This window comes from Limnohabitans sp. MMS-10A-192, assembly GCF_003063335.1.
GTDB lineage: Bacteria > Pseudomonadota > Gammaproteobacteria > Burkholderiales > Burkholderiaceae_C > Limnohabitans_A.
Genome location: NZ_NERX01000013.1, coordinates 1 through 22321, shown reverse-complemented (window position 1 = coordinate 22321; position 22321 = coordinate 1). Strand labels below are relative to the sequence as shown.

Genomic DNA, 22321 nt, shown 5'->3' with positions numbered 1-22321 from the left:
GTATCCCAACTCAAAAGCAAGCGAGATGCTCGCAGTACTTGCCACCATCGATCCGGCCACACAGGCTGCAGGTGCAGTCAGCACCGGCTGGGTGTCCGTTGCCAACTACCTCGGATTTCTGGCACTGGTGCAGACTGGCGTTCTTGGCACCTCAGCCACGGTCGACGCCAAGTTGCAGCAGGCGCTGGACAGTGCAGGCACAGGTGCCAAAGACATCAGCGGCAAAGCGATCACCCAGATCGTCAAAGCCACGGGTGACAACAAACAGGCGCTCGTCAATGTCAAGCCTGAAGAGCTCGACACCGTGAACGGCTTCGGTTTTGTGCGCGTCACAGTGACCGTTGGCGTGGCCGCCAGCATCACCTCGGCCCAGCTGCTTGGGGTCAACCCCCGTTATGCACCGGCGGACGTGGGCAATCAGGCTGCTGTGGTTCAGGTGATCTAAATGCCATTGCAACTCGTCACACCACCTTCAGAGGAGCCGGTGTCCCTGTGGGAAGCCAAACTCCATCTGCGGGTGGATTTTGACGAGGATGACATGCTGATTGCATCGCTCATCACTGCAGCCCGTCAAGCAGCCGAGACTCTGACCGGCAGGCAGTTCACCACTGCCCGCTGGAAGCAAGTACTCGACTGCTTTCCCGGACCGTCTCAGATGGGCGTACCCGCAGGTCAAGCTTTCAGCTTGCCAGGGCATGCCATTTTGCTGTTCAAGACGCCGGTGCAGTCAGTCGTTTCGATCAATTACCTTGACATGGGGTCTGCGCTGCAGGTCATGCCTGGGGCCACCTATACGGTGGACAACGCCTGTGAGCCCGCCCGCATTACACCCGTGTATGGCCAGATCTGGCCGGTTTGCTTGCCGCAGATTGGTGCGGTATCGGTCACCTTCGACGCCGGGTATGGCAGCGCCGCCCAGGTACCAGAGGGAATCAAGAGCTGGATCAAATTGCGTGTCGGCAGCCTTTATGCCCACCGTGAAGAGATTGCAGTTCTAAGTCGCGGCCGCGTGGAAGCGCTCCCATTTATTGATGGTTTGCTTGACCCCTACAAGGTCGCTTTCGTATGAGGGCGATCCCATGAGTTCATTACGAGCGGGTCAGCTAAACCGGCGCATTTCCTTGCAGCGACAAAGCAATGCGCAAGACAGCTACGGCGGTCCGGTCCGAACTTGGCTGAATGTGGCCACCATTTGGGCCGATATACAGCCCTTGACGGGGCGCGAGCTGGAAAGTGCACAGCGCATGGCCAGCGAAATCTCCCACCTAATCACTGTGCGTTATCAGTCAAGTCTCACCGATACCCGCGTTGTATCTGGATACCGAGCGCTCTACAAAGCTCGCATCTTCAACATCCACGCGGCGTTGAACGAGGACGAGAGCAATGTATTGGTCACGCTGCTGGCCTCAGAGGGTCTGGACGATGGCTAAGTACGAGAGCGTTCAGATTCAGGGCCTTGATGCCTTGGCCAAGGCTTTGAAAGAGTTGCCTGACCGGGTGGCCAAGAACGGATTGCGTGCAGCGGTCTATGCCGGAGCAAAAGTGATCCGCGATGAGGCTAAGTTGCAAGCTCCTGTTGCCACGGGCGATCTGGGACCCAACCAGCCACCGCCCGGCACTTTGAAGCGTTCGGTGATTTTGAAACAGATCCCTGAGTTGTCGAACAAGAACAAGCAGACCTTCTTTGTGACGGTTCGGCATGGCAAGAAGTACCGCAATCAAGGCAAGAAGGGAAACCTTTCGCAAGACGCTTGGTACTGGCGCTTTGTGGAGTTCGGGACCGTAAAGATGTCCGCGCGCCCGTTTCTACGGCCTGCTTTTGACATGAAGAAAAACGATGCGCTATCAGCCATCAAGACACGGCTTGCTGAGCGCATTGAGCAAGCTGCACGTGAATTGAAAAAGTAGATCAAAAAATGATTCAGCAAGACCTTTTCGCGGCCCTCGCAGGTGTGGCCGGGGGAAGGGTGTATCCGAACGTGGCACCCAACAACGTGCAAAAGCCCTACGTGGTCTATGCCCGCGTGTCCAGCGCACCTGAAAACACCCTGGCCGACGGCGCACCCATTGAAAACACCCGTCTGCAGGTGGACTGCTTTGACATCACCTACGCCGCTGCCGTTGCCTTGGCCGAGACCGTCAAAGCCGCTATGAAAAGCAGCGCCATCACCCACGTCTTGCTCCTTGAGCAAGACCAATTCGAACCTGAGGCATTGCTGCACCGGGTGATTTTGGATTTTTCGATCTGGAATTAATTAACAGGCCATAACTTTTAGGAGAACTCTATGCCAAGCACCGCCATCTCAGCCCAAGGCTCCACCGTCAGTATCGGCACAACTTCAGGGTCGGCACTCACCATCACTGCCGTCTCGCTCACCAACCCTTGCCGGGTCACGCTCTCAGCGGTCACCGCATTGAACAAGGGTGATGTGATCACCATCGCTGGCGTCGTTGGCACCACGCAGCTGAACGGCAACAGCTTCGTGGTGCAGTACATCGAACCTACGACCAAGATCGTGACCCTCGCTGGACTGGATGCGACTGGTTATACGACCTACACCAGCGGCGGCACGGCCACCCCTGTGCAGTGGACCAAGATTTCCAACGTCAAGAGCTACAGCGGCTTTGACGGCTCAGCCTCCGAGATTGAGCGAACCAACTTTGATTCGACCGCCAAGGAATTCATCTTGGGTCTATTTGATCCCGGTGCTTTTGCCATTGAGGTCGACCAGGACAACAGCGATGCAGGCCAACTGGCTCTGATGACTGCGCTGGTGACCGGTGTGGCCAAGAACTTCAAGTTGATTTTGCCCAACGGCAACACCGCAACTTTCACTGCCTACGTGAAGAAATTCAACAGCCAGGGCGCGGTGGATCAGGCGATCCGGCGCTCGGCTGAGCTGCGCATCTCTGGCTCAATCACCTGGGCCTAAGGTCTCATGCTCAGGGAAGAGGCCGCCCACCTTGACCTTTGGCTTTGTGAAGTGGATAATGCACTGTATTACACATGCACAGGAGTGTTACGCCATGACCGCCAGAACCATTAACGTACGCCTGCCCGAGGCGCTTTACAACCAGATCGAAGAACTGGCCAAGGCGACCGCCCGGACCAAGAGCTTTTTGGCCATTGATGCGCTGACCAACTACGTGCAGAGTGAATCCTGGCAGATTCGTGACATTCACGAAGGCATCAAGGAGGCCGACGCAGGTGAATTCGCAACCGACAAGCAGGTCAAAGCGGTGTTCGCCAAATACGACGCTTGATTCATGTCGATCAAATGGACCAAGACAGCGCTCGCGTCAGTGGATGACATCGCTGGCTTCATCGCCAAAGACAACCCGACCCGCGCCACCAGCTTTGTGCTGGAGTTGCAGGCCGCTGTGACCAAACTTCAGGCCCATCCAGGCATGGGCCGGGCTGGCCGCGTCCCTGGCACGCGTGAGCTGGTCCTGCACAAGAACTACATCGCCATTTACCGCGTGCGTGGCGACGATGTTGAAATTTTGAGGTTGCATCACGCAGCCCGAAATCTATGACGAACCGGGTCAGCCCCTGACGCTGACCTTTGTCCGTAAACCAACCCGCCCATGGCTAAAACCTCGGCGGGTTTTTTCATTTCTGGAGTACCTATGACACTACTTTCTAAATCCGCCATCCTTTGCGCCAACGACCTTCAAACAGAGGACGTCAATGTCCCCGAATGGGGTGGTGTCGTGCGCGTGCGCAGTTTCACCGGTCGCGAGCGTGATGCCTTTGAGGCCAGCATGGTTCGTGGCGAGGGCAAGGACCGCAAGGTCGATCTCACCAATATGCGCGCGCGTCTGATGGGCCTCACAGTAATTGATGAGGGTGGCCAGCGCCTGTTTACCGACGAAGAGGTGGATCTGCTCGGTGCCAAATCTGGCGCTGCATTGGACCGGGTGTTTGCCATTGCGCAAAAGCTCAATGGCTTGTCGGGCGCAGATGTGGAGGAACTCACAAAAAACTCCAGCGGCGTCCCGAGCGCCGTTTCTATTTCCGACTCTGCCTTGCCCTTGGATTCCAACACCCTGACCATCTCCTCGCAAACCTGAGTTCGCAGCAGGTTGCGGAGTGGATGGCATTTGCCTCTCTGGAAGGCTTGCCGGACATGCGGGCCGACTTTGGCTTTGGCCAGGTCTGCGCCACGCTGGCCAACGTCCACCGCCGCGAAGGTCAGGATGCGTACCAGGCCGATGACTTTATGCCGGGACTGCGTACTTCAGAACCTGCAGCCACCAATGACGCCGATGCTCCGCCCGATCAGAGCTTTGATGTTGAGGCGCATAGCCGTTTGATCTCAGCCCTCTTGGGCAAAAAGGAATAAATCTCCCATGGCAACCCTCGCCAGTCTCGTGGTCAGCCTCGAGGCCAATGTCGCTCGCTTTGAATCCGACCTGAATAAGGCCGAGTTCATGGCCAAGAAAGCCATGGACACCATCGGCAATGTGTCGGAAACCGCCATGAAGACGGTCAAAGGCGCAGTGATGGCCATGGCGGCGGCATACACCTTTGATGCTTTTGCCGATGGCATCAAGGGGGCGATTGCGTCTGCGGGTGACCGAGCGACTCAACGACACGGCCAAGCAACTCAAGCAAGACAACGTGATTGAGACTTGGGCACGGGAAGGTTTGCGTGCAGTGGCTGCCTTCATCGACATCTTTGACGCTTGTGTTCGTATTGTTCGCATTGCCGGTAACGCCATTGCAGCCACCGGAGCGGACGTGGTCTCGGTGCTGGCTTTCATGGACGGCATTGGAGCGGAGATGATCAGTGAGAAGTCACTCGATCCGGTCAAGCGCCGCTTTGCAACGCTGACGTCAGACCTCAAGAGCCACGCCGAGTCCTTCAACGAGGACATGGTCAAGATTTGGACCGCGCCGCTGTTTCTCACAAAACTCGATGAGCAGTTTGCCCAGCGGGATGCAGGTCTGAAAAAACCTGTCGATTCGCCCAAGCGCTCGTTTGCCATTCCAGACCAGCGGCCCGACAAAACCAGCCCGTTTGATTCCTACCTGGACTCGCTCAATGTCGAATCAATCAAAGACAAGTTGGGAAAGTACGAGGCGATGATCGAAAAAGGTCGTTTGCTGGCGGTCAAAGAAGGCCGTCTGGGTGACATGGCCAAAGTGACAGCCACCGTCTCAAGCATCCAGTCCATTGACGAGAGCAAGCGCATCGATGCTTTCGCCCACAGTCTTGATGTGGCCAACCAGCAATATGAATTCCAAAACACCCTGATTGGACTGAACGCCCGCGATCAGGCTCTGGCCACGGAGGGTCGCAAGAATTTCCTGGCCGTTGAGCAGCAAATCTGGGATGCAGAAAAGAACGGCTCGAAGTTGTCCACCGGTGCGCAGCAGAGATTGCGCACCGAGGCGACCAAGTCCACGGCCACTTTGGTGCAGGCGGTGAATGATCGATTCGATGCCCAGCAGAAGTTCGATGAGACCAAGCGCATCAATGCCTTCACGCACAGCCTGGAGCAAGCCAACGAGCAGTACATATTCCAGACCGACCTGATTGGAATGAACGCCCGGGCCCAGGAGATCGCCAACGTCAAGCGTAAGAACTTCCTGGCCGTCGAACAGCAAATCTGGGATGCCGAGCAAAGCGGCACCAAACTGACGGCAGATACCCAGCAGCGCCTGCGCGATGAGGCTGTCAAGTCCACAGCAGTCATGGTCAAAGCGATTGAAGCCCGTTGGGAGGCTGAGCGCTCGTGGGAGACGGGTGTTACCAAAGCTCTCAACAACTACATCGACACCGTCACTAACGCAGCTGCCCAGTCCGAGCGGCTCTTTACAAATGCATTCAAAGGTATGGAAGACGCGCTGGTGAGCTTTGTGCTGACCGGCAAGCTCGACTTCAAGAGCCTGGCCAATTCCATCATCGCGGACCTGATTCGCATCCAGATCCAAAACAGCATCATGAAACCACTGGCACAAGCGACCAGCGGCATGTCACTCTCAGGGATGTTCAGTAGCGCGGGAAACTTTCTGTCGGGCCTGTTCAAGGCTGATGGCGGTCCTGTCGCCGGTGGCCAGCCCTACATCGTGGGTGAGCAAGGCCCCGAGTGGTTTGTGCCCAACGGCGCAGGAACGATCGTCCCCAACGGGAAGTCGGCAGGTACAACATCTTCACCCGGCGGCAGCGACAGCGGAACGGTCACATCCCAAGCGCCAATCAACATCAATTTCTCGGTGCGTGCCATGGATGCACGCAGCTTCCAGTCCGCCATGGTGCAAAACAAGGCCGTAGTGGTGGGCATCGTGAACCAGGCGCTCAACATGCGCGGACGCTACGGGATTACGGGATAAGTCATGAGCGGAACATTTCCTCTGACCCCAGCGCCAAGCGCCATCAAGATTCAGTCTTATCAGCCCACACGCGTGTCGATCTCGCACAACCTGCGCCGCAGTGTGCGTACCAACGGCGCTCAACGCTGGGTGATTACTGCCGACTGGGTGGGTCTGACCCGTGCGCAATTCGCACCGATTCAGGCCTTTGTTGTCGCCCAACGCGGCCAGTGGGACAGCTTTACCGCTGTGCTGCCTGCGCACAAACTGCCTCAAGGCGTGGCCACCGGCACGCCGCAGATCAACGGAGCCAACCAACAAGGCAGAAGTCTGTCGACGCGTGGCTGGACGGCAGGACTTACTGGTGCCCTCAAAGCCGGTGACTTCATTGGCGTTACTGGCCAGACCAAGGTCTACATGGTCACCGCTGATGTGAATGCCGATGCCTTTGGCCTAGCCACTTTGGCGATTGAGCCAGCCTTGCTGGCGGTGCCTGCCGACGGCGCAGTGATTACCGTACGCAATGTGCCGTTCACGCTGGCTTTGGGCGCAGACACGATGGAGTCTGCCGTGGCTCCTGGGTCCATTTACAACTTCAGCTTGCAATTGGTGGAGGCCTTTTAAGGTCAATTTTTATGGATCGTGGAGCAAGTTCAGAGTTCATCGCCGAGATCCTCAAGTCAAGCAACCAGCCTGTCTATTTGGTTGAGGCCTGGTTTGACGACGGCACCATCCGCATGACGGACGCCTGGATCAACGTGCTCTGGAGCACCAACACCTACACAGCTAACGGTCACTTTCTCGGGTTCTCCGGCCTGTCAGAGACCAGTGACATGAGCATTCCCAATGTCACGGTTCAAGTCTCGGCTGTGGATCAGACTTGGATCTCGATTGCACTGTCCAAGCCCTATATCGACCGGCGCATCGCCATCTACAAGGGTTTTCTGGATTACCGCCTGGCAATCATCAGCAACCCTTTGCTGGTGTTCGATGGTCGGATTGACAGTATGGAAATTTCCGATGACCCCAACAACGGCACCTGCACGATCGCAGTAACTGCCAGTTCGCAATGGGTAGATTTCCAACGCACGCCGGGCAGGCACACCAACGACCCGGAAGAGCAGATCTGGTTTCCGGGTGACCGGGGGTTTCAGTTCGTGACCAACATCAACCGTGAAATCAAGTGGGGGTCTCTTTGAGCTAAGCGTGCCAAGTTCAACCGCGTCACCGCTGGGTTTTACAACCCCGCCAAGAAGTGGCAGCCCGATCTGGCCATGCTCGAGTCAACGGCCTTGCGTGCGGTTGATAACGGCTTGATTTTGGAATCCAAGATCGATCTGCCCTTCACGGCCAACAGTTACCGGGCACAAAACATTGGCCAGCTGACCCTCAACCAGAGTCGGTTCGGACTGGTGGTGAAGTTCTCTGCTTTTCAGGAAGGTCTGCGCTGTGAGGTCGGTGATGTGGTGCCAATCACGCATTCGACACCAGGATGGACTGCCAAGTTGTTTCGCATTCTGCAAATCGAGATCAAAGACAACGATGAGGTCTACATCGTTGCGCGTGAATACGACGCCAGCATTTATACGCAGTCGGTTCTGTCGCCTGCTGCGATCGTGGCAAAGTCAAACCTACCTGACCCCTTCAGCGTGTTGGGTGTGTCCGGTCTCAGCCTGGCTTCTGGTACTTCGGAGTTGCTGCGTCTGGGAGACGGCTCTGTTATTTCCCGGATAAGGGTGAACTGGGCGACTCCCACAGACATCTATGCCCAAAAGGGGCAGATAGGAATGAAGAACCCACGAGGTAACTTAGCGTAGACCACCACCTCGGTGCTGGCATCCAGCTCACGCACGAAATCACGCTCATTTTTGGAGTCGGTGAAAACGTAGTCGTAGATGTGGTGGTTGGCCTTGACCGCTTTGCTGAAATCTTCCTTGGGTTTTTCCTGTGTGAAGATGTCCATGGTGTGGGTGTCGCCCGTGGGGTCGTAGGCAATGTGCTCCACGATCACAGTCGCCTTTTGCTCGTTCATCAGACGTGCGGCCTTTTGCATAAAGTCTTCCGGGTTCGTTCGGTACTGACTGAACACGGCTTTGTTGATGCCCTGCAAAACACTGGCCACGGTTGTGCGGGTTAGTTGTGTCTCACCCGCCAGTCTGCCAATCAAGTCGTACTTGACGGCAGAATGGGCTGAGGCAGCTGAGTAGTCTGTCGTGGACTCTGTGACTTTGAACGATTCACCCTGGCGAATGCCGTCATAAGTCGCTGACTCGAGCTGCTCCCCGGCAATCACGGTGTATTGCATAGGGCTGACCTTAAGTTCGGCCTCTAAGGCTTTTACACACTTGGCCACCAACTCCGGGGTTTCGAATTCCACGGTGTAAGCGGCTTTGCGGTTAATGCGACTCCACAGAGCCTTAAATTCGGACTTTTCGAAGTTGGCATTCAGCGGGTTGGTTTTGGCCTTGCGGTCATCTTCCGGCAGTGGCAACTTCGCATCGCTAAAAACGCTGTCAATCAGAGCAAAGACGGCATCGGCATGCAACTCCAACTCAGGGGGAAGCGCGGCGAGAGTTCCCTCTTTCTTTGCCTCGTGGTAGGCCTCCGCGATTTTGTCTTTGCTGTCGGTGTAGTCGTTTTTGAGCAGGTACTTATAAATCTGCTTGGCCAGTTGCGGTGTCACTTCCACATCACCCGCTGTGGTTTTCAGAACCTTAGCAGTGAAGTAAGACTCGTCTGCAACCCGTGGCCGCTCTGACAATCCTTCGCTGATATCACGCTGCAAGGCAGTTACGAAGTCCTTGTAGCTCTCGCTGGCAACAACGGTCAACACGTTCACTTGGTGGACTGTGGCTGGGTTGTCCATTCGATCGCCATGCTGATTGACAGACAAACGTAGCCCGCGTCCGACTTCCTGGCGGCGGCTCACAGTGTTGTCGCTGTGCTTCAGCGTACAAATCACGAACACATTGGGGTTGTCCCAGCCTTCACGCAGCGCAGAATGCGAGAAGATAAATCGAACTGGTTCATCAAACGACAGTAAGCGTTCTTTGTCTTTCAAGATCAAGTCATAAGCATCGACGTCATCGGTTTCAGTGGATTTTTTACCCGTCTCGGGGTCTACCATTCGTTTAGTTTTCTTGTCGATTGAAAAATAACCGTTGTGCGTCTTGGTTGTCGCAATACCTTTGATATAACGGTTGTAGGGAGTGTCGTCAAGCGTCTGCACTTCGGCTAGCTGGTGGTTGTACTCTTCCTCAAACATTTGGGCATACTCGCCGGGCTGCTCGCCCGATTCGTCATAACTGCGGTATTTGCTCACTGTATCGATGAAAAACAACGACAGCACTTTGATGCCTTGAGAGAAAAGTGCTTGCTCCTTTTCGAAGTGGGCCTTGATTGCCTCACGGATCTGAATGCGACGCAAAGCTGGTTCGCTCACATCACCAGTAGCCGATAGCATCAAGACCTTGGTCTTTACGCCTTGTTTGATGACTTGATTCATCAACTTCTGATACCGCGTTTCTTTGTCTTTAAACGCATCGTTGTTTCTGAAGTTGTGCGATTCGTCAATCACGACCAAGTCGTAATTTCCCCAATTAATTCGGCTGAGCGGCGTGCCGAATGACTCGCCGCTGGTTCTACTGAGGTCGGTGTGGCACAGCACGTCGTAGTTGAAGCGATCGCGAGAGAAAATATTGGTCTTCAGGTTACGGTTGTAATTCAACCAGTTGTCTGCCAGTTTCTTGGGGCAGAGCACCAGCACCGATTTGTTGCGCAGCTCGTAGTACTTGACCACCGCCAAGGCCGTGAACGTTTTGCCTAGGCCCACACTGTCAGCCAGAATGCAGCCGCTATAGGTTTCCAGCTTGTTGATGATGCCGGTCGCTGCGTCCTTCTGGTAATTGAAAAGCTTGTTCCAAATCAGCGTGTCCTGATAGCCGGTCCGGTCATTTGGCAAAACGTCTTCATTGATATCTTCAAGGAACTCATTGAAGATGTTGTAGAGCATCAAGAAGTAAACATGCTCAGGTGAGTTTTCTTGATACACGGATGCGATGTGATCGCAAATCTGAGCGGTTACATCTTCAAGCTTTTCCGGGTCAACCCAAATTTGGTCGAAAAGGCTGATGTAGGTGGAGGTGAATGCGGCCTCGTCCATTTTGTTGACCAAATTCGATACGGCGTTCCCTTGCTGGTACCCAAGATCGACCGCTGTAAAGCCGTGCAAAGGCATGTAGGCCGTCGCTGTCTCCTTGGCCTGCACGCATGCAAACTGCTGCATTGGAGCTTTGCTGCGGTTTGATTTGAAAGTTGCTTTGCGTCGCATCCAATCAGCGCACTCTTTGGCAATGGCTCGTTGGGTCAGCTTGTTGCGAAGTTGAATTTCAAATTCGCTGCCGTACAGGCTTCTTTCCCGATCGGATTTGGGAATGTGGAACTCACGTCGTTCCTTCTGCACCTTGTCAGTGACCTCGTTTGCAACAAACGTCGGGGAGGTAAAAATGAAGCTGAGCTCTTCAATTTTTTCCAATTCGGACTTGAGCGCTTCAAAGGCGTATATGGAAAAGCAAGAAGCCGCAATTTTCAGTCGAGCTTGGGGCTTGAGCGTCTTTTTTAAATCATCCCCGAGTAACCGATTGATGTTGTCAATAAGTTCCATTACGCGTTACCCCTTTGAATTGCAGAATAGCCCGGTGCCAAGGCGGCGCTTTCAACACCGTAAAGTGTTTGCGGGTTGTTCAGCCATAAATGGTGCTCTTTGGGGTCAAGGCTGTGCTCGGGCGAGCAATCCACAGACCATCGTCTTAGGGCGTACCCAACCAGTGGAGCCCGCATATCGAGCGCCAGCACGCCGTTGTTCATCATGAAGTCAGCTTCAATCGCTTTGGGGTGCGCAATACCAGGGTGGGGGACCAATTCAATATGAACGAGCCGTGCCCACTGCACATCAGATTCAATCTGTTCTTCGACTGGGATGGCCTGGTCAATGGCCTTGGCTTTGACGATGCGTGTCAACGCAAAGTCGGCAAAGCGGCCACGTTCGCGGTCATAGGCGCGCAAATGCCATCGCAGTCCGGTATCGGCAAGAGCAAGGGGGCACAGGGTCTTGTTTGAGGCACCGGAGGTCAGTGACAGGTAATTGACCTTGACTTGGCGTCTGCCTGCGATAGCGCGGGTAAGTGTTGCCAGGGTTTCGATATCGGGCTTGACCAGGTCGCTGGCGCTTTCACATGGGACGGTGCGCTTGAGTTTCTGGTCCATGTTGTCGCCAAAGCCCGAGCGGAACCAGGTCAGTACACGCTCGGCTGAGTGTTCAAACAGGGGGGCGAAGCGATCCGTGGTGGCGTACTTGCGCTGACCGGCGTCATAGAAGAGGTTCTGTGGGGCCAGGCGGCGGTAGGTGCTCAGGTCGCGCGCAGAGGCGGCAGGTTTGACCCCAAATCGGCGCTCGATGTCTGCGCGCGTCAGGTCACCACAGAAGAACGCTTTGACTTCAATGTAGAAAAGTCGCTCTCTTTGCGTCTGCGTCAGGTCGTCTAGTGCGGCAGCGACTGTTCTGTTGACCACGTATCTGTCCCCATTGTGTTGGCGTAGGTTCCACTCTAGCATATTCAGCGACTGCGCTTAATCATTTTGATGCAGTGAGAAGCAGTTGGTGCTAGAATTTTTCAAAAGCGATCAGGTTGGCACCGGTCGCTTGGCCCGAAATCATCACTTTAAGGAGATGACCATGTCTTTTTGGCAAATCTTGGGGCGGCTCGCTGTGTCCGACACTGGCGAAACTCTGCAGAAGCTCTCGGACACCACCAGCGTCACCTGTGACGGCACGACCTACACAAAGATGGGTTCGACCACCGTTGGGTCTGACGGGTCTGTTTTCACTCAGATGGGCAATTTCAGTACCGATGGCAGTACTCGCATGGGAAGCACCGCGACTGGCATTGGGGCCGTGTTTAACGAGCGAGATGACTGGCCGAACTCTGGGGCGGGAGCTTCGCATGCACAAAAGCGGTTCGGCATTGATGACGACACGTGGTAACGACGCAAATTTTCAATACGAAACAGCGCCGCCTCAAACAAAGGCGTCTAGATTTCGTGACCAATTAACTGCTCAAGGAAATACACATGGCGACTGAAAAAAATCTGAACGACACTCGCGATTCGCTGGACCGTATTCAGCAATTTGAGGTGAGCAAACTTGAGCGTAGCAATGAGCTGGGGATAGCTCTTAGCTTTGTGGATACGTTGAAGTCTGCTCAAGCAGTGGTTGATCTGTACAAGCGGATACCCATGGCCGCATTACCAGACTTCACAGAGGAACAACTAAACGCCATCAAGGGTCAGGCGAACGCCGATTATCAAATGTTTGACACCATTTTGAAGTTTGATCCGGCAAAGGAAGGTACTGCTCAGAAGAGGCAAGAAATCATTACTCAAGTGCAAACTCGCCGAGATGCGGTTTTTCAGCAGCTTTGGCAATATATTGCGTACGGGGTTGCTCGTCTTACGGACACCAGTTTATTGGAGGTCCAAGCGCGGGCCACCATTCAAGGCATCAAAGATGAAGCGAAAGTTTTCACTGACAAATTGGCCTCGGATCAAGGTGATGCAGAAAAAGCCCTAAAAGCAATCCGCGATGTCGCCGTTGAGCAAGGCGTCTCGCAGCAGGCTGCTTATTTCAAAGGGGAGGCTGAAGATCAAGAGGCCAAAGCTGAGGTCTGGCTAACCCGGACCTACCAGTTTGCGGGCGGACTTGGGGCCTTCGCTCTCGTAGGCCTGTTTTTGCACCGATGGGAGTGGCTTGCCCCCAAGTCAAGTATTGAGGTTTTTCAATTTGTCACAAGCAAAGTGTTGATCTTTGCACTGTTGGGTTTTATGCTCATCATGGCAGCCCGTAACTACGCAAGCCACAAGCACAATGCCGTGGTAAACAGACACAGGCAGAACGCATTGCTGACATACAGAGCGCTAGTTGCGGCTGCTGGGGAGCAGGGTACAGAGGACATAGTGCTTGCGCATGCTGCTGCTTGTATCTTCTCCCCGCAAGAGACGGGCTACTCTGGTGCTAAATCCGAGGGATTTGGGGGCTCAAAGTCAGTCCTTGAGCTTATGACCAAAGGGGCATCAAAATCGGGGGATTAAGTTATCTGCCGATCCTTTGAATTAAAGGCACACGCAGGCTGGCAGCTTCAAATTCTTCTATGTCGCAAAGCCGATAGAGCGCACGACCACGAATTTTTAGAAATACAGGGCCAATGCGGTCGCTGCGCCAGCGCTCCAATGTCGCCTCACTCATTCGCCAGCGTTCCGCCAGCTCTTTTTGACCCAGGTGAATGACTTGCATGGTGGTTTTCTCCGTTTTGAGTAAAAACCAATGAACGCGTGCATCTGGCCGTAAGTCAAGTTTGAAAATGGTTTCGTGCTTGTTTGCCATTGCTCCCTCGGGAGCTACGCGGACAATGGCCAAGATGATTGACGCTTGTTGCGCTTTGGCCTAAAATCTCAACATGGCTATACACAGCAGCTTTCTTGGTTCGGTTACGGTATCTGGCGATGAGGCTAAGGCCCTCACTCGCCGTGTGCAGTTCGCTCGCGGGACCAAGGCGTCCATTGCAGCAGCCGCAAATGGTCGCAAGCTGGTTTCTACCTTTGCCAAAAAAGGTGTGGTCACAATCAAGCTGAAGGCATCCAAGGCCTTAGCCGAGGTCTGATTTTCGGTGCCTTTCGAGCTTCGTGAGCTCCATCAGGGCGATGGGTGTAATGCGCTGAGCTTGGGTGATCCAGCTTTAACACCGCTGAAAACCTTTCTGCGCAAAGAAGCAAAAAAGCTCCACGAAGAGAATCTTGCTAGAACATTCGTTTTGGTTCCATCGGGTGAGACCAAAGTTCTTGCGTACATTACCACCCTGTGCACGCATGTGGCAGTTGAGCAGTTTGATCAACAGGCAGTTGTTGATGGCTTTCGCTACCAAGACTATCCCGCAATCAAGCTCGCCCGTTTAGCCGTTGATGCTTCACTTCAAGGCAAGGGCATAGGTAGTCAGCTTGTCGATTTTGTAATCGGCTTGGTTGTTGAAAACATCATGCCCAACACCGGTTGTCGATTCTTGGTGGTTGATGCCAAGCCAACATCGGTCTCGTTTTACGAGCGCAAGGGATTTACAAAAATCGGTCAGCTAGGTGGCGAAGATCAGGGTTTGACTGCGATGTTTGTTGATTTACGCAAACTTGGCGGCAAGCAGGGCTGAATGGAAAATTGAAGTCTGTGGACGCGGATTCAAGTGTGATTTCGGATTTGAACCGCCGTCCGCAATTCTCGAGAATTGGACTCATTCGATTGAGGCGTTCCCATTGGGAGACGTCACTGAATTGGGGATTGTTCGCAGGAGCTAGATGGGGCCCGCTGGGGCTACTCTGAGGCTGTTTGCGTAGTGGTTACGCCCCACCACCATTTGCATTGTGAGAGAAACACTCTCTCAGTTTTTAAGAACCCCGCAGAGGCCCTGTCTCTGCGGGGTTTCGCCGTTTTTAGGTGTTGTCTTCGTTCCAGAAAAGCACCGTGAAAAACAGATTTTTGGCCTGTTTTTACTCTCCATTCTCCAAAACTTGTGGACTTGAGAGTAGCCAGTCAACAAGTCGGACCCCTTAAAAATCAACAACTTACGCACTCTCAGAAAGTGCCATTCTTTTTGACGCCGCGCCTAGGAGAGTTGAGCAATAAAAACAACTCTACGCGGCTGAGTGCTAACGGTTGCTGGTTTGGTAGGTGCTCAGGAGCGATGCGAAAAGTGGCGTAGGACTCGTGTGTTTATTGCGTAATTTTTGCACTTGTTTTGGGTTGCTTCCGAAGCCCAGCAGTCATAACGTTGACATAGAAAGCGAGGAGGAAAGAGACCCTTTGCAGGTGGTAAGAGACTGGACCTTGAACTTCGACCAGATCAATCAAAGAATCGTGTGTATGAGTTTGATGGGATGACGCGTTTGAACTTGTTAGCTGATAATTCGGTTTCAAGGCGAAAATTTCAATGAACCTGCATCGCATCGACCTCGTTTCTTTGTCGCTCTTCAATCTGGTTGCTCGTACAGGCAGCATCAGTCAAGGCGCGGAGTTGGCTATGCTTGCTGTGGGGGCAGCCAGCAAGCGAGTGACCGATCTTGAGTCCGCATTTGGCGTTCCCTTGCTGGAGCGGCACTCCCGTGGTGTCAAGCTTACGCTTGCAGGCGAGGCGTTGTACCAGCATGTGCAGCTTATCTTGAGTGATGTGGACAGGATGAGCGCTGACCTGTCGGATCATGCCCGGGGTCTGTTGGGGGTGGTGAGGCTGTGGGCCAACACATCGGCGGTGACGCAGTTTTTACCAAGCGAATTGACCTGTTTTTCCAAACTGCAGCCAGGCATCCGCATTGAGCTCAACGAGGCGGACAGCCATGAGGTGGTGATGGCCGTGCTGGACGGACGGGCCGATCTGGGCATCTTTGCCGATCGCACGCCAGTTCTGGGCTTACAGACGCTGCCTTATCGGCGGGATACGCTGGTGCTGGTGGTGCCGCAAGGCCATGCGCTGGCTCGGCGCAAGAAGGTGGCTTTTGCCGAGGCGGTGGATTTCGATTTTGTCAGTCTGACCCAGGCCACCTCGCTGGCGCAGCGGCTTGAACTGGCCAGCGGACAGATCAGCAAGCCTTTGCGCATCCGAATCCAGGTGCGCAGCTTTGATGCCATGTGCCAGATGGTTGCTTCAGGGTTGGGCATTGCCGTACTGCCCGTGGCCGCTGCTCAGCCCTTGTGCCGAGCGCTGGGCTTGCGTTTGATTGAATTGAGTGATGACTGGGTCGAGCGACAGCTGTTACTGGGCGCGCGCGATTTGGACGTGCTGACAAGGCCGGTGCGCGGTTTGCTGGACCATTTGCTGACTTGTTAGGGTTGAGCCTTGCCAGACGCCAGCTTTCGTCGATCGCGAAAGCTGGGTTAACGTCCTAGTCATTTCGCTGCGGCGCATTTGTTTCTAGACTGCGGGCCATCATCATTCTTGACTACAGCAGCGATGCCAACGACCTCTTCTGCGCGAACCCTATTCGACAAACTCTGGCAAAGCCATTTGGTCGATCAGACCGAAGACGGCGAATCCCTGATTTACGTAGACCGCCACCTGGTCTACGAAGTGACCAGCCCACAGGCTTTTGAAGGTCTGCGCCTGTCGGGACGTCAGCCCTGGCGACCCGACACTACGATTGCTGTGGCCGACCACAACGTGCCGACCACCGCTGCCCAGCGCACGTCGGTTGACGCTATTGAGGATCCGCTTTCGCGTGCTCAGGTGCGCCAGTTGAGCACCAATTGCAAAGAATTCGGTATCACCCTGCATGGGTTGGGTCAAAAGACGCAGGGCATCATCCATGTGGTTGGACCGGAGCAAGGCGCGACGCTGCCGGGTATGACGGTCGTGGCGGGTGACTCGCACACCAGCACACATGGCGCCTTTGGTGCGCTGGCCTTTGGGGTGGGCACTTCGGACGTTGAGCATGTGCTGGCCACGCAATGCCTTGCGATTCGGCCTATGCTATGCATGCGGGTACAGGTGAACGGGCAACTGGCCGCAGGTGTGTCGGCAAAGGACCTGGTGCTGCAGATCATTGGTACGCTCGGTACGGCAGGCGCCACCGGGTACGCCATTGAATTTGCAGGCAGTGCGATCCGTGACCTGAGTATGGAAGGGCGCATGACCCTGTGCAATATGGCCATCGAAGCCGGTGCTCGCGTAGGTCTGGTGGGCGTTGACGACAAAACGATTGACTACCTGCGAGGTCGTCCGCAGGCGCCGCAAGGCGATCAATGGAACACTGCCGTGACTGCTTGGCGCACGCTGGTGAGCGATGAGGGGGCGACATTTGACCGTGAACTGACGGTGGATGCCAACGCGTTACAGCCCATGGTGACCTGGGGCACTTCACCCGACATGGTGGTGAGTATCGACAGCCGCGTGCCCGACCCAGCGGATGAGCCCGATGCTGTGCGCCGCGCCAGCATGCAGGCCGCATTGGCTTACATGGACCTGCAAGCGGGCAAGCCGATGCGCGAAATCGCCATCGACAAAGTGTTCATCGGGTCCTGTACAAATGCCCGTATCGAAGACTTGCGAATTGCGGCAGACGTGGTCAGGGGACGCCGCATTGCAACCAATGTCGTGCAGGCTCTGGTGGTTCCCGGCTCTGGTCTGGTCAAGGCGCAGGCCGAGGCCGAAGGGCTGGATCAAATTTTTTTACAAGCCGGTTTGCAGTGGCGTGAGCCGGGCTGTTCCATGTGTCTGGGTATGAACGATGACCGCCTCTCGCCTGGCGAACGTTGCGCATCGACCAGCAACCGTAACTTTGAAGGCCGACAGGGCCCCGGTGGACGGAGCCATCTGCTGAGTCCCGCCTTGGCCGCTGCCGCTGCCATTGCCGGGCATCTGGTTAGAGTGGAAGAACTTGATGCTCCGAAGGTGACCGCATGAGATCTTTTGTACAACTGCAATCCTTGATGGTTCCAATTGACCGTGCCAATGTCGACACTGACGCGTTGATTCCCAAGCAATTCATGAAGTCCATCAGTCGCACGGGTTTTGGCGACAACCTGTTTGACGAATGGCGTTACTTGGACCGGGGTGAGCCAGGGCAGGACGTGTCGAAACGATCGCGTAACCCCGACTTCGTCCTCAATCAGCCAAGGTATATGGGTGCAAAAATCCTGTTAGCGAGAGAGAACTTTGGCTGTGGTTCGAGCCGTGAACATGCCGTATGGGCTTTGAATGATCACGGTATCCGTGTGCTGTTAGCGCCGAGTTTTGCCGACATCTTCTTCAACAATTGTTTCAAAAATGGCCTGCTACCCATTGCATTGTCCATTGAGCTGATCGAGCAGTTGTTCAATGAGGTGGCTTACAACCCCGGCTACACCTTGTCGGTGGACTTGCCATCGCAGACCATCCGATCTTCAACCGGCATGTCGATTTCGTTCGACATTGACTCCACACGCAAGCACAGGCTGCTCAATGGGCTCGATGACATCGGCATCACACTCCAAAATCCAGAACGCATCCGGGCTTATGAGGAGCGCCAGCGTGTGGCCAGCCCCTGGCTTTTCAATTGATTGATTTTCAAAGAGGAAAACCTCCATGTCCCCACAACGCAGAACCCTTCTGGCCTTGGCGCTGACAGTAGCCGTCGGCACCGCACCGGCTGAAGACAAATACCCCAGCAAACCCGTCACGGTGATCGTGCCACAAGCTGCTGGGGGTGCCAAAGATGCGATTGCCCCTGTGATTGCCCAAAAACTGACCGAGCAAGTGGGGCAGTTTTTCATTGTCGACAACTGCACTGGTGCAGGCGGTAATGTGGGCACCGTGGCGGCTGCGCGCGCCAAAGCTGACGGTTACACGCTGATGATCACGGCCGACAGCTCCATGGTCACCAATTCTGTGTTTTACAGGAGCACCGGCTTTGACCCGATCAAGGAATCCGGCGCGTCGATTGGTTGAGGGTCCGCAAGATGAACATGACACAACTCAGTCCAGGTGCCTTGAAAGGCTTGCGCGTGGTTGAAATGGGCCAGCTGATCGCTGGGCCGTTTTCTGCTAAGACGCTTGGCGATTTTGGCGCCGACATTATCAAAATCGAGCCTCCCGACGCGGGAGACCCGCTGCGCAACTGGCGCATGCTGCAGGACGGTACCTCCGTTTGGTGGCAGGTGCAGTCGCGCAACAAGCGCTCGATTGCGTTGGACCTGCGCAACCCCGAAGGCCAGGACATTGCCCGACAGCTGATTGCCCAGGCCGATGTGCTGATCGAGAACTTCCGTCCCGGCACGCTCGAAGGTTGGGGCATGGACTATGAAACCCTGTCGAAGTCGAACCCTGGGCTGGTGATGCTGCGCATCTCGGGTTACGGTCAGACTGGCCCCTACCGCGATCTGCCAGGCTTTGGTGCCATTGGTGAGGCCATGGGTGGGTTGCGTCACCTCACGGGTGAGCCGGGGCGCATTCCTGTGCGTTGCGGCATCTCGATTGGTGACACGCTGGCTGCGCTGCACGGCACAATTGGTGTGTTGATGGCGCTCTACCACCGCAAGGTCAATGGAGGTCAAGGTCAGGTGATCGATGTGGCATTGAATGAAGCCGTCTTCAATGTCATGGAAAGCCTGGTGCCGGAATACAGCGCCTTTGGTGCGGTGCGAGAGCCCGCCGGATCGGCCTTGCCTGGCATTGCCCCTTCCAACGCTTACCGCTGTACCGATGGGGTGGTATTGATCGCTGGCAATGGCGACAGCATTTTCAAGCGTCTGATGCAGCTCATGGGGCGTGATGACTTGGGTAACGACCCGGAGCTGACCAACAATGCCGGCCGTGTGGCCCGTGTCCAGGAATTGGATGCGGCCATCGAAGCCTGGACACTGACCCACAGCGTCGTCGATGTACTGGCCTTGCTGGCAGAGGCCAGTGTGCCTGCTGGTCGCGTCTATACCGCCAAAGACATTGTCGAAGATACGCATTACCGCGCCCGCGACATGATCCTCAAACAGCGGACGCGCGATGGTCATGACATCGAAGTGCCGGGCATTGTGCCCAAGTTGATGGGCACGCCCGGGCGGGTGCGTCATTCGGCTCCCAGGTTGGGCGATGACACGGATGCGGTGTTGGCTGAACTGGGTATGAACGCCCAAACGATTGCTCAATTGCGCAACAAAAAGGTGGTGGCATGAACACGAATAGCCAAGTCTGGCAAGGTGCAGGGCGCCGCATTTACATCCAGGAAGTGGGCACACGTGACGGCTTGCAGGCCGAAGCTGCTTTTGTGCCGACTGAGGACAAGATCGCGCTGGTCAATGCGTTGTCCGATACGGGTCTGGCCAAGATCGAGGTGACGTCCTTTGTCTCGCCAAAAGCCATCCCAGCGCTGCGCGATGCCGAGCAGGTGCTGAGTCAAATCCGCCGCGTGCCTGGCGTGGTTTACACCGCCTTGGTGCCCAATGTGCGTGGGGCCGAGCGGGCGGTGGAGTCTAAAGCCGACGAGCTGAACTTGGTTATGTCAGCCAGCGAAAGCCACAATCTGTCGAACCTGCGCATGACGCGTGAGCAGTCCTTTGCCGGATTGACCGAGGTGCTCAAAGCGGTTCAAGGAGCCAATGTGGCCATCAACGTTTCTCTGTCCTGTGCCTTTGGCTGTCCGATGGAAGGCGATGTGCCTATGACCGTGGTGCTGGAATGGTGCCGTCGATTTGTAGAAGAGTTGGGGGCAGGAGGTGTGACCTTGTGCGACACAACCGGCATGGCTTACCCCACGCAGGTGGCCGAACTGGTGCGTGCCTTCCGTCAGCGCTGGTCCTCCCATGAGCTGACACTGCATTTCCACAACACACGCGGCATGGGCTTGGCCAATGTGCTGGCCGCCCTCGATGCGGGTGCTGACCGCTTGGATGCTTCATTGGGCGGTATCGGTGGTTGCCCATATGCGCCGGGCGCTTCGGGCAATGTCTGCACCGAAGAAGTGGTTCACGCACTGATCCTGATGGGTTACGACACTGGAATCGATCTACCCCAGTTATTGGCTGCAGCCCGTGCTTTGCCTGCCTTGATTGGCCACGACGTGCCTAGCCAGATCCTCAAAGCAGGCCGTCGGTTAGACCTCCATCCAAACCTCACTGATTTCGACGAAATCGCCGCTCGCGCTGTGAATCGCTGAGTGAGTGAGCGTTCATGACGTCACCCTTCTTCATAGGCTGCGCGGATGACGTAATTGCTTATCGCGAAATGTGCAGGAGTATCACGACTGGGGAACGACGCATTACAGCTGTCGTCGACGAGGCATTGCAAACCTGTTCACCAGTGCAAGACTAAAGACGGCATGTTAAGGAACAGGTTGTGCTCGACGGAGTGGTAATTCCTGCTGGTGGCCGATAGATGTTCAGCAGTAAAAAAGTCCGGCATGCCTGGTTCACTAACCACCTCGGTCAACACGCATTAATTTTTTGATTTTTTTATTTTTCAATAAGTGTTTTCTCGGGGTTTATTTCACAAAAACAAACAGACAATACTGTCTTTAAATGATATATTTCGAACCCATTAACAAAACATTTAATGCAGAACCAGCCTTCTGCGCCGAGGTCGATTCTGTCGATGATCTGATTGCCGCTATCGCGGGAGAAGACTGCGTACCCGGATGGATCGATCATCAGCCTCCGCTGATGAGGGGCAGTCCCCAGTCTGCTCTTAAGCCTGCGCACTGGAGATATGACCGCATGCGCCCGGCCTTGATAGCGGCAGGTCGGGTGATCGGCACCGACCAGGCTGAGCGGCGTAACTTCATTCTGCGTAACCCGGTAGCTGGCAATCAGTTCGCCACTACTCGCACGCTGGTGGGCGCCTACCAGTCAATCCTGCCCGGCGAGCGGGCGCGTTCGCACAAACATGCGCCGCATGCGCTGCGCGTCATCCTGGAGTCGCGCGGTTCCTACTCTGTGGTCAACGGGATGAAGCATCCGATGGAGACGGGTGACATCGTGCTGACGCCCGGCGACCATTGGCACGGCCATGGCCACGAAGGCGAAGCCCAAGCGTTCTGGTTCGACTGCCTGGATATCCCGTTGGTGCAAATGCTGGAGCCTATGGCTGCGCAAGAACATCCCGATGGCTGGGAAGAAGGGAGTGTGGAATGTCATGACTCGGAGATGCGTTTTGCGTGGAAAGACACCCAAGCCCGGCTTGACGCTTTGGACGCATCGGGCGCTGCTGTCGCAGACATTGAGTACCCCTTGTTTGGCACGACATACACACTGGACGCGCCCGTCATGCCGACCATAGCAATCAAGGTCCATCGCATGATGGCTGGATGGCAAGGCCTAGACGCGCAAACTCACCACCCCATGCACCCACTCGCAAGGCACGCTGTAGCGGTTGCGTTGGTATTGAATCAGCGATGTAGAGGTCACCCGAATCGGTTGTTCAACGTACCCATCAAAGGGCTTGG

At 55.3% G+C, this 22321-nt stretch carries 27 protein-coding genes and 2 pseudogenes; 26 read left to right on the top strand and 3 right to left on the bottom strand.

Features of this window, described 5'->3' with window-relative positions:
* The first annotated feature begins 25 nt into the window (after window positions 1-25).
* From B9Z43_RS16550 to B9Z43_RS16480, 15 genes and pseudogenes are all read left to right on the top strand, one after another.
* On the top strand, window positions 26-445 hold the full coding sequence (locus B9Z43_RS16550) for a hypothetical protein (protein ID WP_233253977.1): 420 nt from the start codon (window positions 26-28) through the stop codon (window positions 443-445).
* Entirely contained in the window at window positions 446-1069 is a 624-nt protein-coding gene (locus tag B9Z43_RS16545; RefSeq protein ID WP_108327022.1) for a head-tail connector protein, read from the top strand.
* Window positions 1070-1079: 10 nt separating this feature from the next.
* Window positions 1080-1430, top strand: coding sequence for a phage head closure protein (locus B9Z43_RS16540; RefSeq protein WP_158270144.1), 351 nt, complete (start codon window positions 1080-1082; stop codon window positions 1428-1430).
* A complete protein-coding gene (locus tag B9Z43_RS16535) occupies window positions 1384-1908 on the top strand; it encodes an HK97-gp10 family putative phage morphogenesis protein (RefSeq protein WP_108327020.1) in 525 nt (174 codons plus the stop codon). The genes B9Z43_RS16540 and B9Z43_RS16535 overlap by 47 nt, the downstream gene beginning before the upstream one ends.
* Before the next feature lie 8 nt (window positions 1909-1916).
* Window positions 1917-2255, top strand: a complete 339-nt coding sequence (locus B9Z43_RS16530; RefSeq protein WP_108327019.1) for a DUF3168 domain-containing protein — start codon at window positions 1917-1919, stop codon at window positions 2253-2255.
* A gap of 30 nt (window positions 2256-2285) precedes the next feature.
* Window positions 2286-2933 carry a phage tail tube protein gene (locus B9Z43_RS16525; RefSeq protein WP_108327018.1) on the top strand — a complete coding sequence of 216 codons (648 nt, stop codon included), beginning with the start codon at window positions 2286-2288 and terminating at the stop codon, window positions 2931-2933.
* A 94-nt stretch (window positions 2934-3027) separates the two neighbouring features.
* A complete protein-coding gene (locus tag B9Z43_RS16520) occupies window positions 3028-3264 on the top strand; it encodes a CopG family ribbon-helix-helix protein (RefSeq protein ID WP_108327017.1) in 237 nt (78 codons plus the stop codon).
* Window positions 3265-3267: 3 nt separating this feature from the next.
* On the top strand, window positions 3268-3537 hold the full coding sequence (locus B9Z43_RS16515) for a type II toxin-antitoxin system RelE/ParE family toxin (RefSeq protein WP_108327016.1): 270 nt from the start codon (window positions 3268-3270) through the stop codon (window positions 3535-3537).
* Window positions 3538-3588: 51 nt separating this feature from the next.
* Window positions 3589-4074, top strand: a complete 486-nt coding sequence (locus B9Z43_RS16510) for a hypothetical protein (RefSeq protein WP_199222333.1) — start codon at window positions 3589-3591, stop codon at window positions 4072-4074.
* A gap of 23 nt (window positions 4075-4097) precedes the next feature.
* Entirely contained in the window at window positions 4098-4346 is a 249-nt protein-coding gene (locus B9Z43_RS16505) for a hypothetical protein (RefSeq protein ID WP_108327015.1), read from the top strand.
* 7 nt (window positions 4347-4353) lie between these two features.
* Window positions 4354-4632: a hypothetical protein gene (locus B9Z43_RS17205; RefSeq protein ID WP_158270142.1), complete on the top strand. Its 279-nt coding sequence runs from the start codon at window positions 4354-4356 to the stop codon at window positions 4630-4632.
* Window positions 4577-6340, top strand: a complete 1764-nt coding sequence (locus B9Z43_RS16495; protein ID WP_158270141.1) for a phage tail tape measure C-terminal domain-containing protein — start codon at window positions 4577-4579, stop codon at window positions 6338-6340. The genes B9Z43_RS17205 and B9Z43_RS16495 overlap by 56 nt, the downstream gene beginning before the upstream one ends.
* 3 nt (window positions 6341-6343) lie before the next feature.
* Window positions 6344-6943, top strand: a complete 600-nt coding sequence (locus tag B9Z43_RS16490) for a hypothetical protein (protein WP_146186081.1) — start codon at window positions 6344-6346, stop codon at window positions 6941-6943.
* A gap of 11 nt (window positions 6944-6954) precedes the next feature.
* Window positions 6955-7518, top strand: coding sequence for a hypothetical protein (locus B9Z43_RS16485; protein ID WP_100173220.1), 564 nt, complete (start codon window positions 6955-6957; stop codon window positions 7516-7518).
* A 27-nt stretch (window positions 7519-7545) separates the two neighbouring features.
* Window positions 7546-8136 (top strand): annotated as a pseudogene (locus B9Z43_RS16480) (phage tail protein); the annotation flags it as partial.
* Here B9Z43_RS16480 and B9Z43_RS17460 read toward each other — a convergent pair.
* The gene (locus B9Z43_RS17460) at window positions 8082-10982 is read right to left on the bottom strand and encodes an SNF2-related protein (RefSeq protein ID WP_233253976.1); all 2901 of its coding nucleotides are present in this window, start codon (window positions 10980-10982) and stop codon (window positions 8082-8084) included. The pseudogene B9Z43_RS16480 and the gene B9Z43_RS17460 sit on opposite strands and share 55 nt — an antisense overlap.
* Window positions 10982-11890, bottom strand: a complete 909-nt coding sequence (locus B9Z43_RS16470; RefSeq protein ID WP_233253975.1) for a YafY family protein — start codon at window positions 11888-11890, stop codon at window positions 10982-10984. Before B9Z43_RS16470 ends, B9Z43_RS17460 begins: the two co-directional genes overlap by 1 nt.
* Before the next feature lie 163 nt (window positions 11891-12053).
* Between B9Z43_RS16470 and B9Z43_RS16465 the strand changes: the two genes are divergently transcribed.
* A complete protein-coding gene (locus B9Z43_RS16465; RefSeq protein ID WP_146186080.1) occupies window positions 12054-12362 on the top strand; it encodes a hypothetical protein in 309 nt (102 codons plus the stop codon).
* Between the two features lie 86 nt (window positions 12363-12448).
* The gene (locus B9Z43_RS16460; RefSeq protein ID WP_108327008.1) at window positions 12449-13465 is read left to right on the top strand and encodes a hypothetical protein; all 1017 of its coding nucleotides are present in this window, start codon (window positions 12449-12451) and stop codon (window positions 13463-13465) included.
* Window position 13466: 1 nt separating this feature from the next.
* Here the strand turns inward: B9Z43_RS16460 and B9Z43_RS16455 are convergent, their stop codons facing one another.
* The gene (locus B9Z43_RS16455; RefSeq protein WP_233253974.1) at window positions 13467-13757 is read right to left on the bottom strand and encodes a hypothetical protein; all 291 of its coding nucleotides are present in this window, start codon (window positions 13755-13757) and stop codon (window positions 13467-13469) included.
* 73 nt (window positions 13758-13830) lie between these two features.
* On the opposite strand from B9Z43_RS16455, the gene B9Z43_RS16450 reads away from it, so the two are divergent.
* From B9Z43_RS16450 to B9Z43_RS17585, 9 genes and pseudogenes are all read left to right on the top strand, one after another.
* Window positions 13831-14034 (top strand): hypothetical protein, encoded by a 204-nt coding sequence (locus B9Z43_RS16450; protein WP_108327007.1) that lies wholly within the window; start codon window positions 13831-13833, stop codon window positions 14032-14034.
* A gap of 6 nt (window positions 14035-14040) precedes the next feature.
* On the top strand, window positions 14041-14571 hold the full coding sequence (locus tag B9Z43_RS16445; protein ID WP_108327006.1) for a GNAT family N-acetyltransferase: 531 nt from the start codon (window positions 14041-14043) through the stop codon (window positions 14569-14571).
* Window positions 14572-15348: 777 nt separating this feature from the next.
* On the top strand, window positions 15349-16242 hold the full coding sequence (locus B9Z43_RS16440; RefSeq protein ID WP_108327005.1) for a LysR substrate-binding domain-containing protein: 894 nt from the start codon (window positions 15349-15351) through the stop codon (window positions 16240-16242).
* 123 nt (window positions 16243-16365) lie between these two features.
* Window positions 16366-17814: a 3-isopropylmalate dehydratase large subunit gene (leuC, locus tag B9Z43_RS16435; RefSeq protein ID WP_108327004.1), complete on the top strand. Its 1449-nt coding sequence runs from the start codon at window positions 16366-16368 to the stop codon at window positions 17812-17814.
* Window positions 17811-18449, top strand: a complete 639-nt coding sequence (gene leuD, locus B9Z43_RS16430) for a 3-isopropylmalate dehydratase small subunit (protein ID WP_108327003.1) — start codon at window positions 17811-17813, stop codon at window positions 18447-18449. Before leuC ends, leuD begins: the two co-directional genes overlap by 4 nt.
* Before the next feature lie 25 nt (window positions 18450-18474).
* Complete coding sequence (locus B9Z43_RS16425; RefSeq protein WP_108327002.1) at window positions 18475-18837, top strand: tripartite tricarboxylate transporter substrate binding protein; 363 nt, start codon at window positions 18475-18477, stop codon at window positions 18835-18837.
* A gap of 17 nt (window positions 18838-18854) precedes the next feature.
* On the top strand, window positions 18855-20057 hold the full coding sequence (locus B9Z43_RS16420; protein ID WP_233250143.1) for a CaiB/BaiF CoA-transferase family protein: 1203 nt from the start codon (window positions 18855-18857) through the stop codon (window positions 20055-20057).
* On the top strand, window positions 20054-21037 hold the full coding sequence (locus B9Z43_RS16415) for a hydroxymethylglutaryl-CoA lyase (protein ID WP_108327000.1): 984 nt from the start codon (window positions 20054-20056) through the stop codon (window positions 21035-21037). Before B9Z43_RS16420 ends, B9Z43_RS16415 begins: the two co-directional genes overlap by 4 nt.
* 361 nt (window positions 21038-21398) lie before the next feature.
* Window positions 21399-21860: pseudogene (locus B9Z43_RS17585) on the top strand (hypothetical protein); the annotation flags it as partial.
* Window positions 21861-22321: the final 461 nt, after the last annotated feature.

Excerpts from the sequence above, each read along its gene's own strand:
- B9Z43_RS16550 (WP_233253977.1), top strand. The coding sequence starts at position 26 with ATGCTCGCAGTACTTGCCACCATCGATCCGGCCACACAGGCTGCAGGT.
- B9Z43_RS16545 (WP_108327022.1), top strand. The coding sequence starts at position 446 with ATGCCATTGCAACTCGTCACACCACCTTCAGAGGAGCCGGTGTCCCTG.
- B9Z43_RS16540 (WP_158270144.1), top strand. The coding sequence starts at position 1,080 with ATGAGTTCATTACGAGCGGGTCAGCTAAACCGGCGCATTTCCTTGCAG.
- B9Z43_RS16535 (WP_108327020.1), top strand. The coding sequence starts at position 1,384 with ATGTATTGGTCACGCTGCTGGCCTCAGAGGGTCTGGACGATGGCTAAG.
- B9Z43_RS16530 (WP_108327019.1), top strand. The coding sequence starts at position 1,917 with ATGATTCAGCAAGACCTTTTCGCGGCCCTCGCAGGTGTGGCCGGGGGA.
- B9Z43_RS16525 (WP_108327018.1), top strand. The coding sequence starts at position 2,286 with ATGCCAAGCACCGCCATCTCAGCCCAAGGCTCCACCGTCAGTATCGGC.
- B9Z43_RS16520 (WP_108327017.1), top strand. The coding sequence starts at position 3,028 with ATGACCGCCAGAACCATTAACGTACGCCTGCCCGAGGCGCTTTACAAC.
- B9Z43_RS16515 (WP_108327016.1), top strand. The coding sequence starts at position 3,268 with ATGTCGATCAAATGGACCAAGACAGCGCTCGCGTCAGTGGATGACATC.
- B9Z43_RS16510 (WP_199222333.1), top strand. The coding sequence starts at position 3,589 with ATGGCTAAAACCTCGGCGGGTTTTTTCATTTCTGGAGTACCTATGACA.
- B9Z43_RS16505 (WP_108327015.1), top strand. The coding sequence starts at position 4,098 with ATGGCATTTGCCTCTCTGGAAGGCTTGCCGGACATGCGGGCCGACTTT.
- B9Z43_RS17205 (WP_158270142.1), top strand. The coding sequence starts at position 4,354 with ATGGCAACCCTCGCCAGTCTCGTGGTCAGCCTCGAGGCCAATGTCGCT.
- B9Z43_RS16490 (WP_146186081.1), top strand. The coding sequence starts at position 6,344 with ATGAGCGGAACATTTCCTCTGACCCCAGCGCCAAGCGCCATCAAGATT.
- B9Z43_RS16485 (WP_100173220.1), top strand. The coding sequence starts at position 6,955 with ATGGATCGTGGAGCAAGTTCAGAGTTCATCGCCGAGATCCTCAAGTCA.
- B9Z43_RS17460 (WP_233253976.1), bottom strand. The coding sequence starts at position 10,982 with ATGGAACTTATTGACAACATCAATCGGTTACTCGGGGATGATTTAAAA.
- B9Z43_RS16465 (WP_146186080.1), top strand. The coding sequence starts at position 12,054 with ATGTCTTTTTGGCAAATCTTGGGGCGGCTCGCTGTGTCCGACACTGGC.
- B9Z43_RS16460 (WP_108327008.1), top strand. The coding sequence starts at position 12,449 with ATGGCGACTGAAAAAAATCTGAACGACACTCGCGATTCGCTGGACCGT.
- B9Z43_RS16455 (WP_233253974.1), bottom strand. The coding sequence starts at position 13,757 with ATGGCAAACAAGCACGAAACCATTTTCAAACTTGACTTACGGCCAGAT.
- B9Z43_RS16450 (WP_108327007.1), top strand. The coding sequence starts at position 13,831 with ATGGCTATACACAGCAGCTTTCTTGGTTCGGTTACGGTATCTGGCGAT.
- B9Z43_RS16440 (WP_108327005.1), top strand. The coding sequence starts at position 15,349 with ATGAACCTGCATCGCATCGACCTCGTTTCTTTGTCGCTCTTCAATCTG.
- leuC (WP_108327004.1), top strand. The coding sequence starts at position 16,366 with ATGCCAACGACCTCTTCTGCGCGAACCCTATTCGACAAACTCTGGCAA.
- leuD (WP_108327003.1), top strand. The coding sequence starts at position 17,811 with ATGAGATCTTTTGTACAACTGCAATCCTTGATGGTTCCAATTGACCGT.
- B9Z43_RS16425 (WP_108327002.1), top strand. The coding sequence starts at position 18,475 with ATGTCCCCACAACGCAGAACCCTTCTGGCCTTGGCGCTGACAGTAGCC.
- B9Z43_RS16420 (WP_233250143.1), top strand. The coding sequence starts at position 18,855 with ATGACACAACTCAGTCCAGGTGCCTTGAAAGGCTTGCGCGTGGTTGAA.
- B9Z43_RS16415 (WP_108327000.1), top strand. The coding sequence starts at position 20,054 with ATGAACACGAATAGCCAAGTCTGGCAAGGTGCAGGGCGCCGCATTTAC.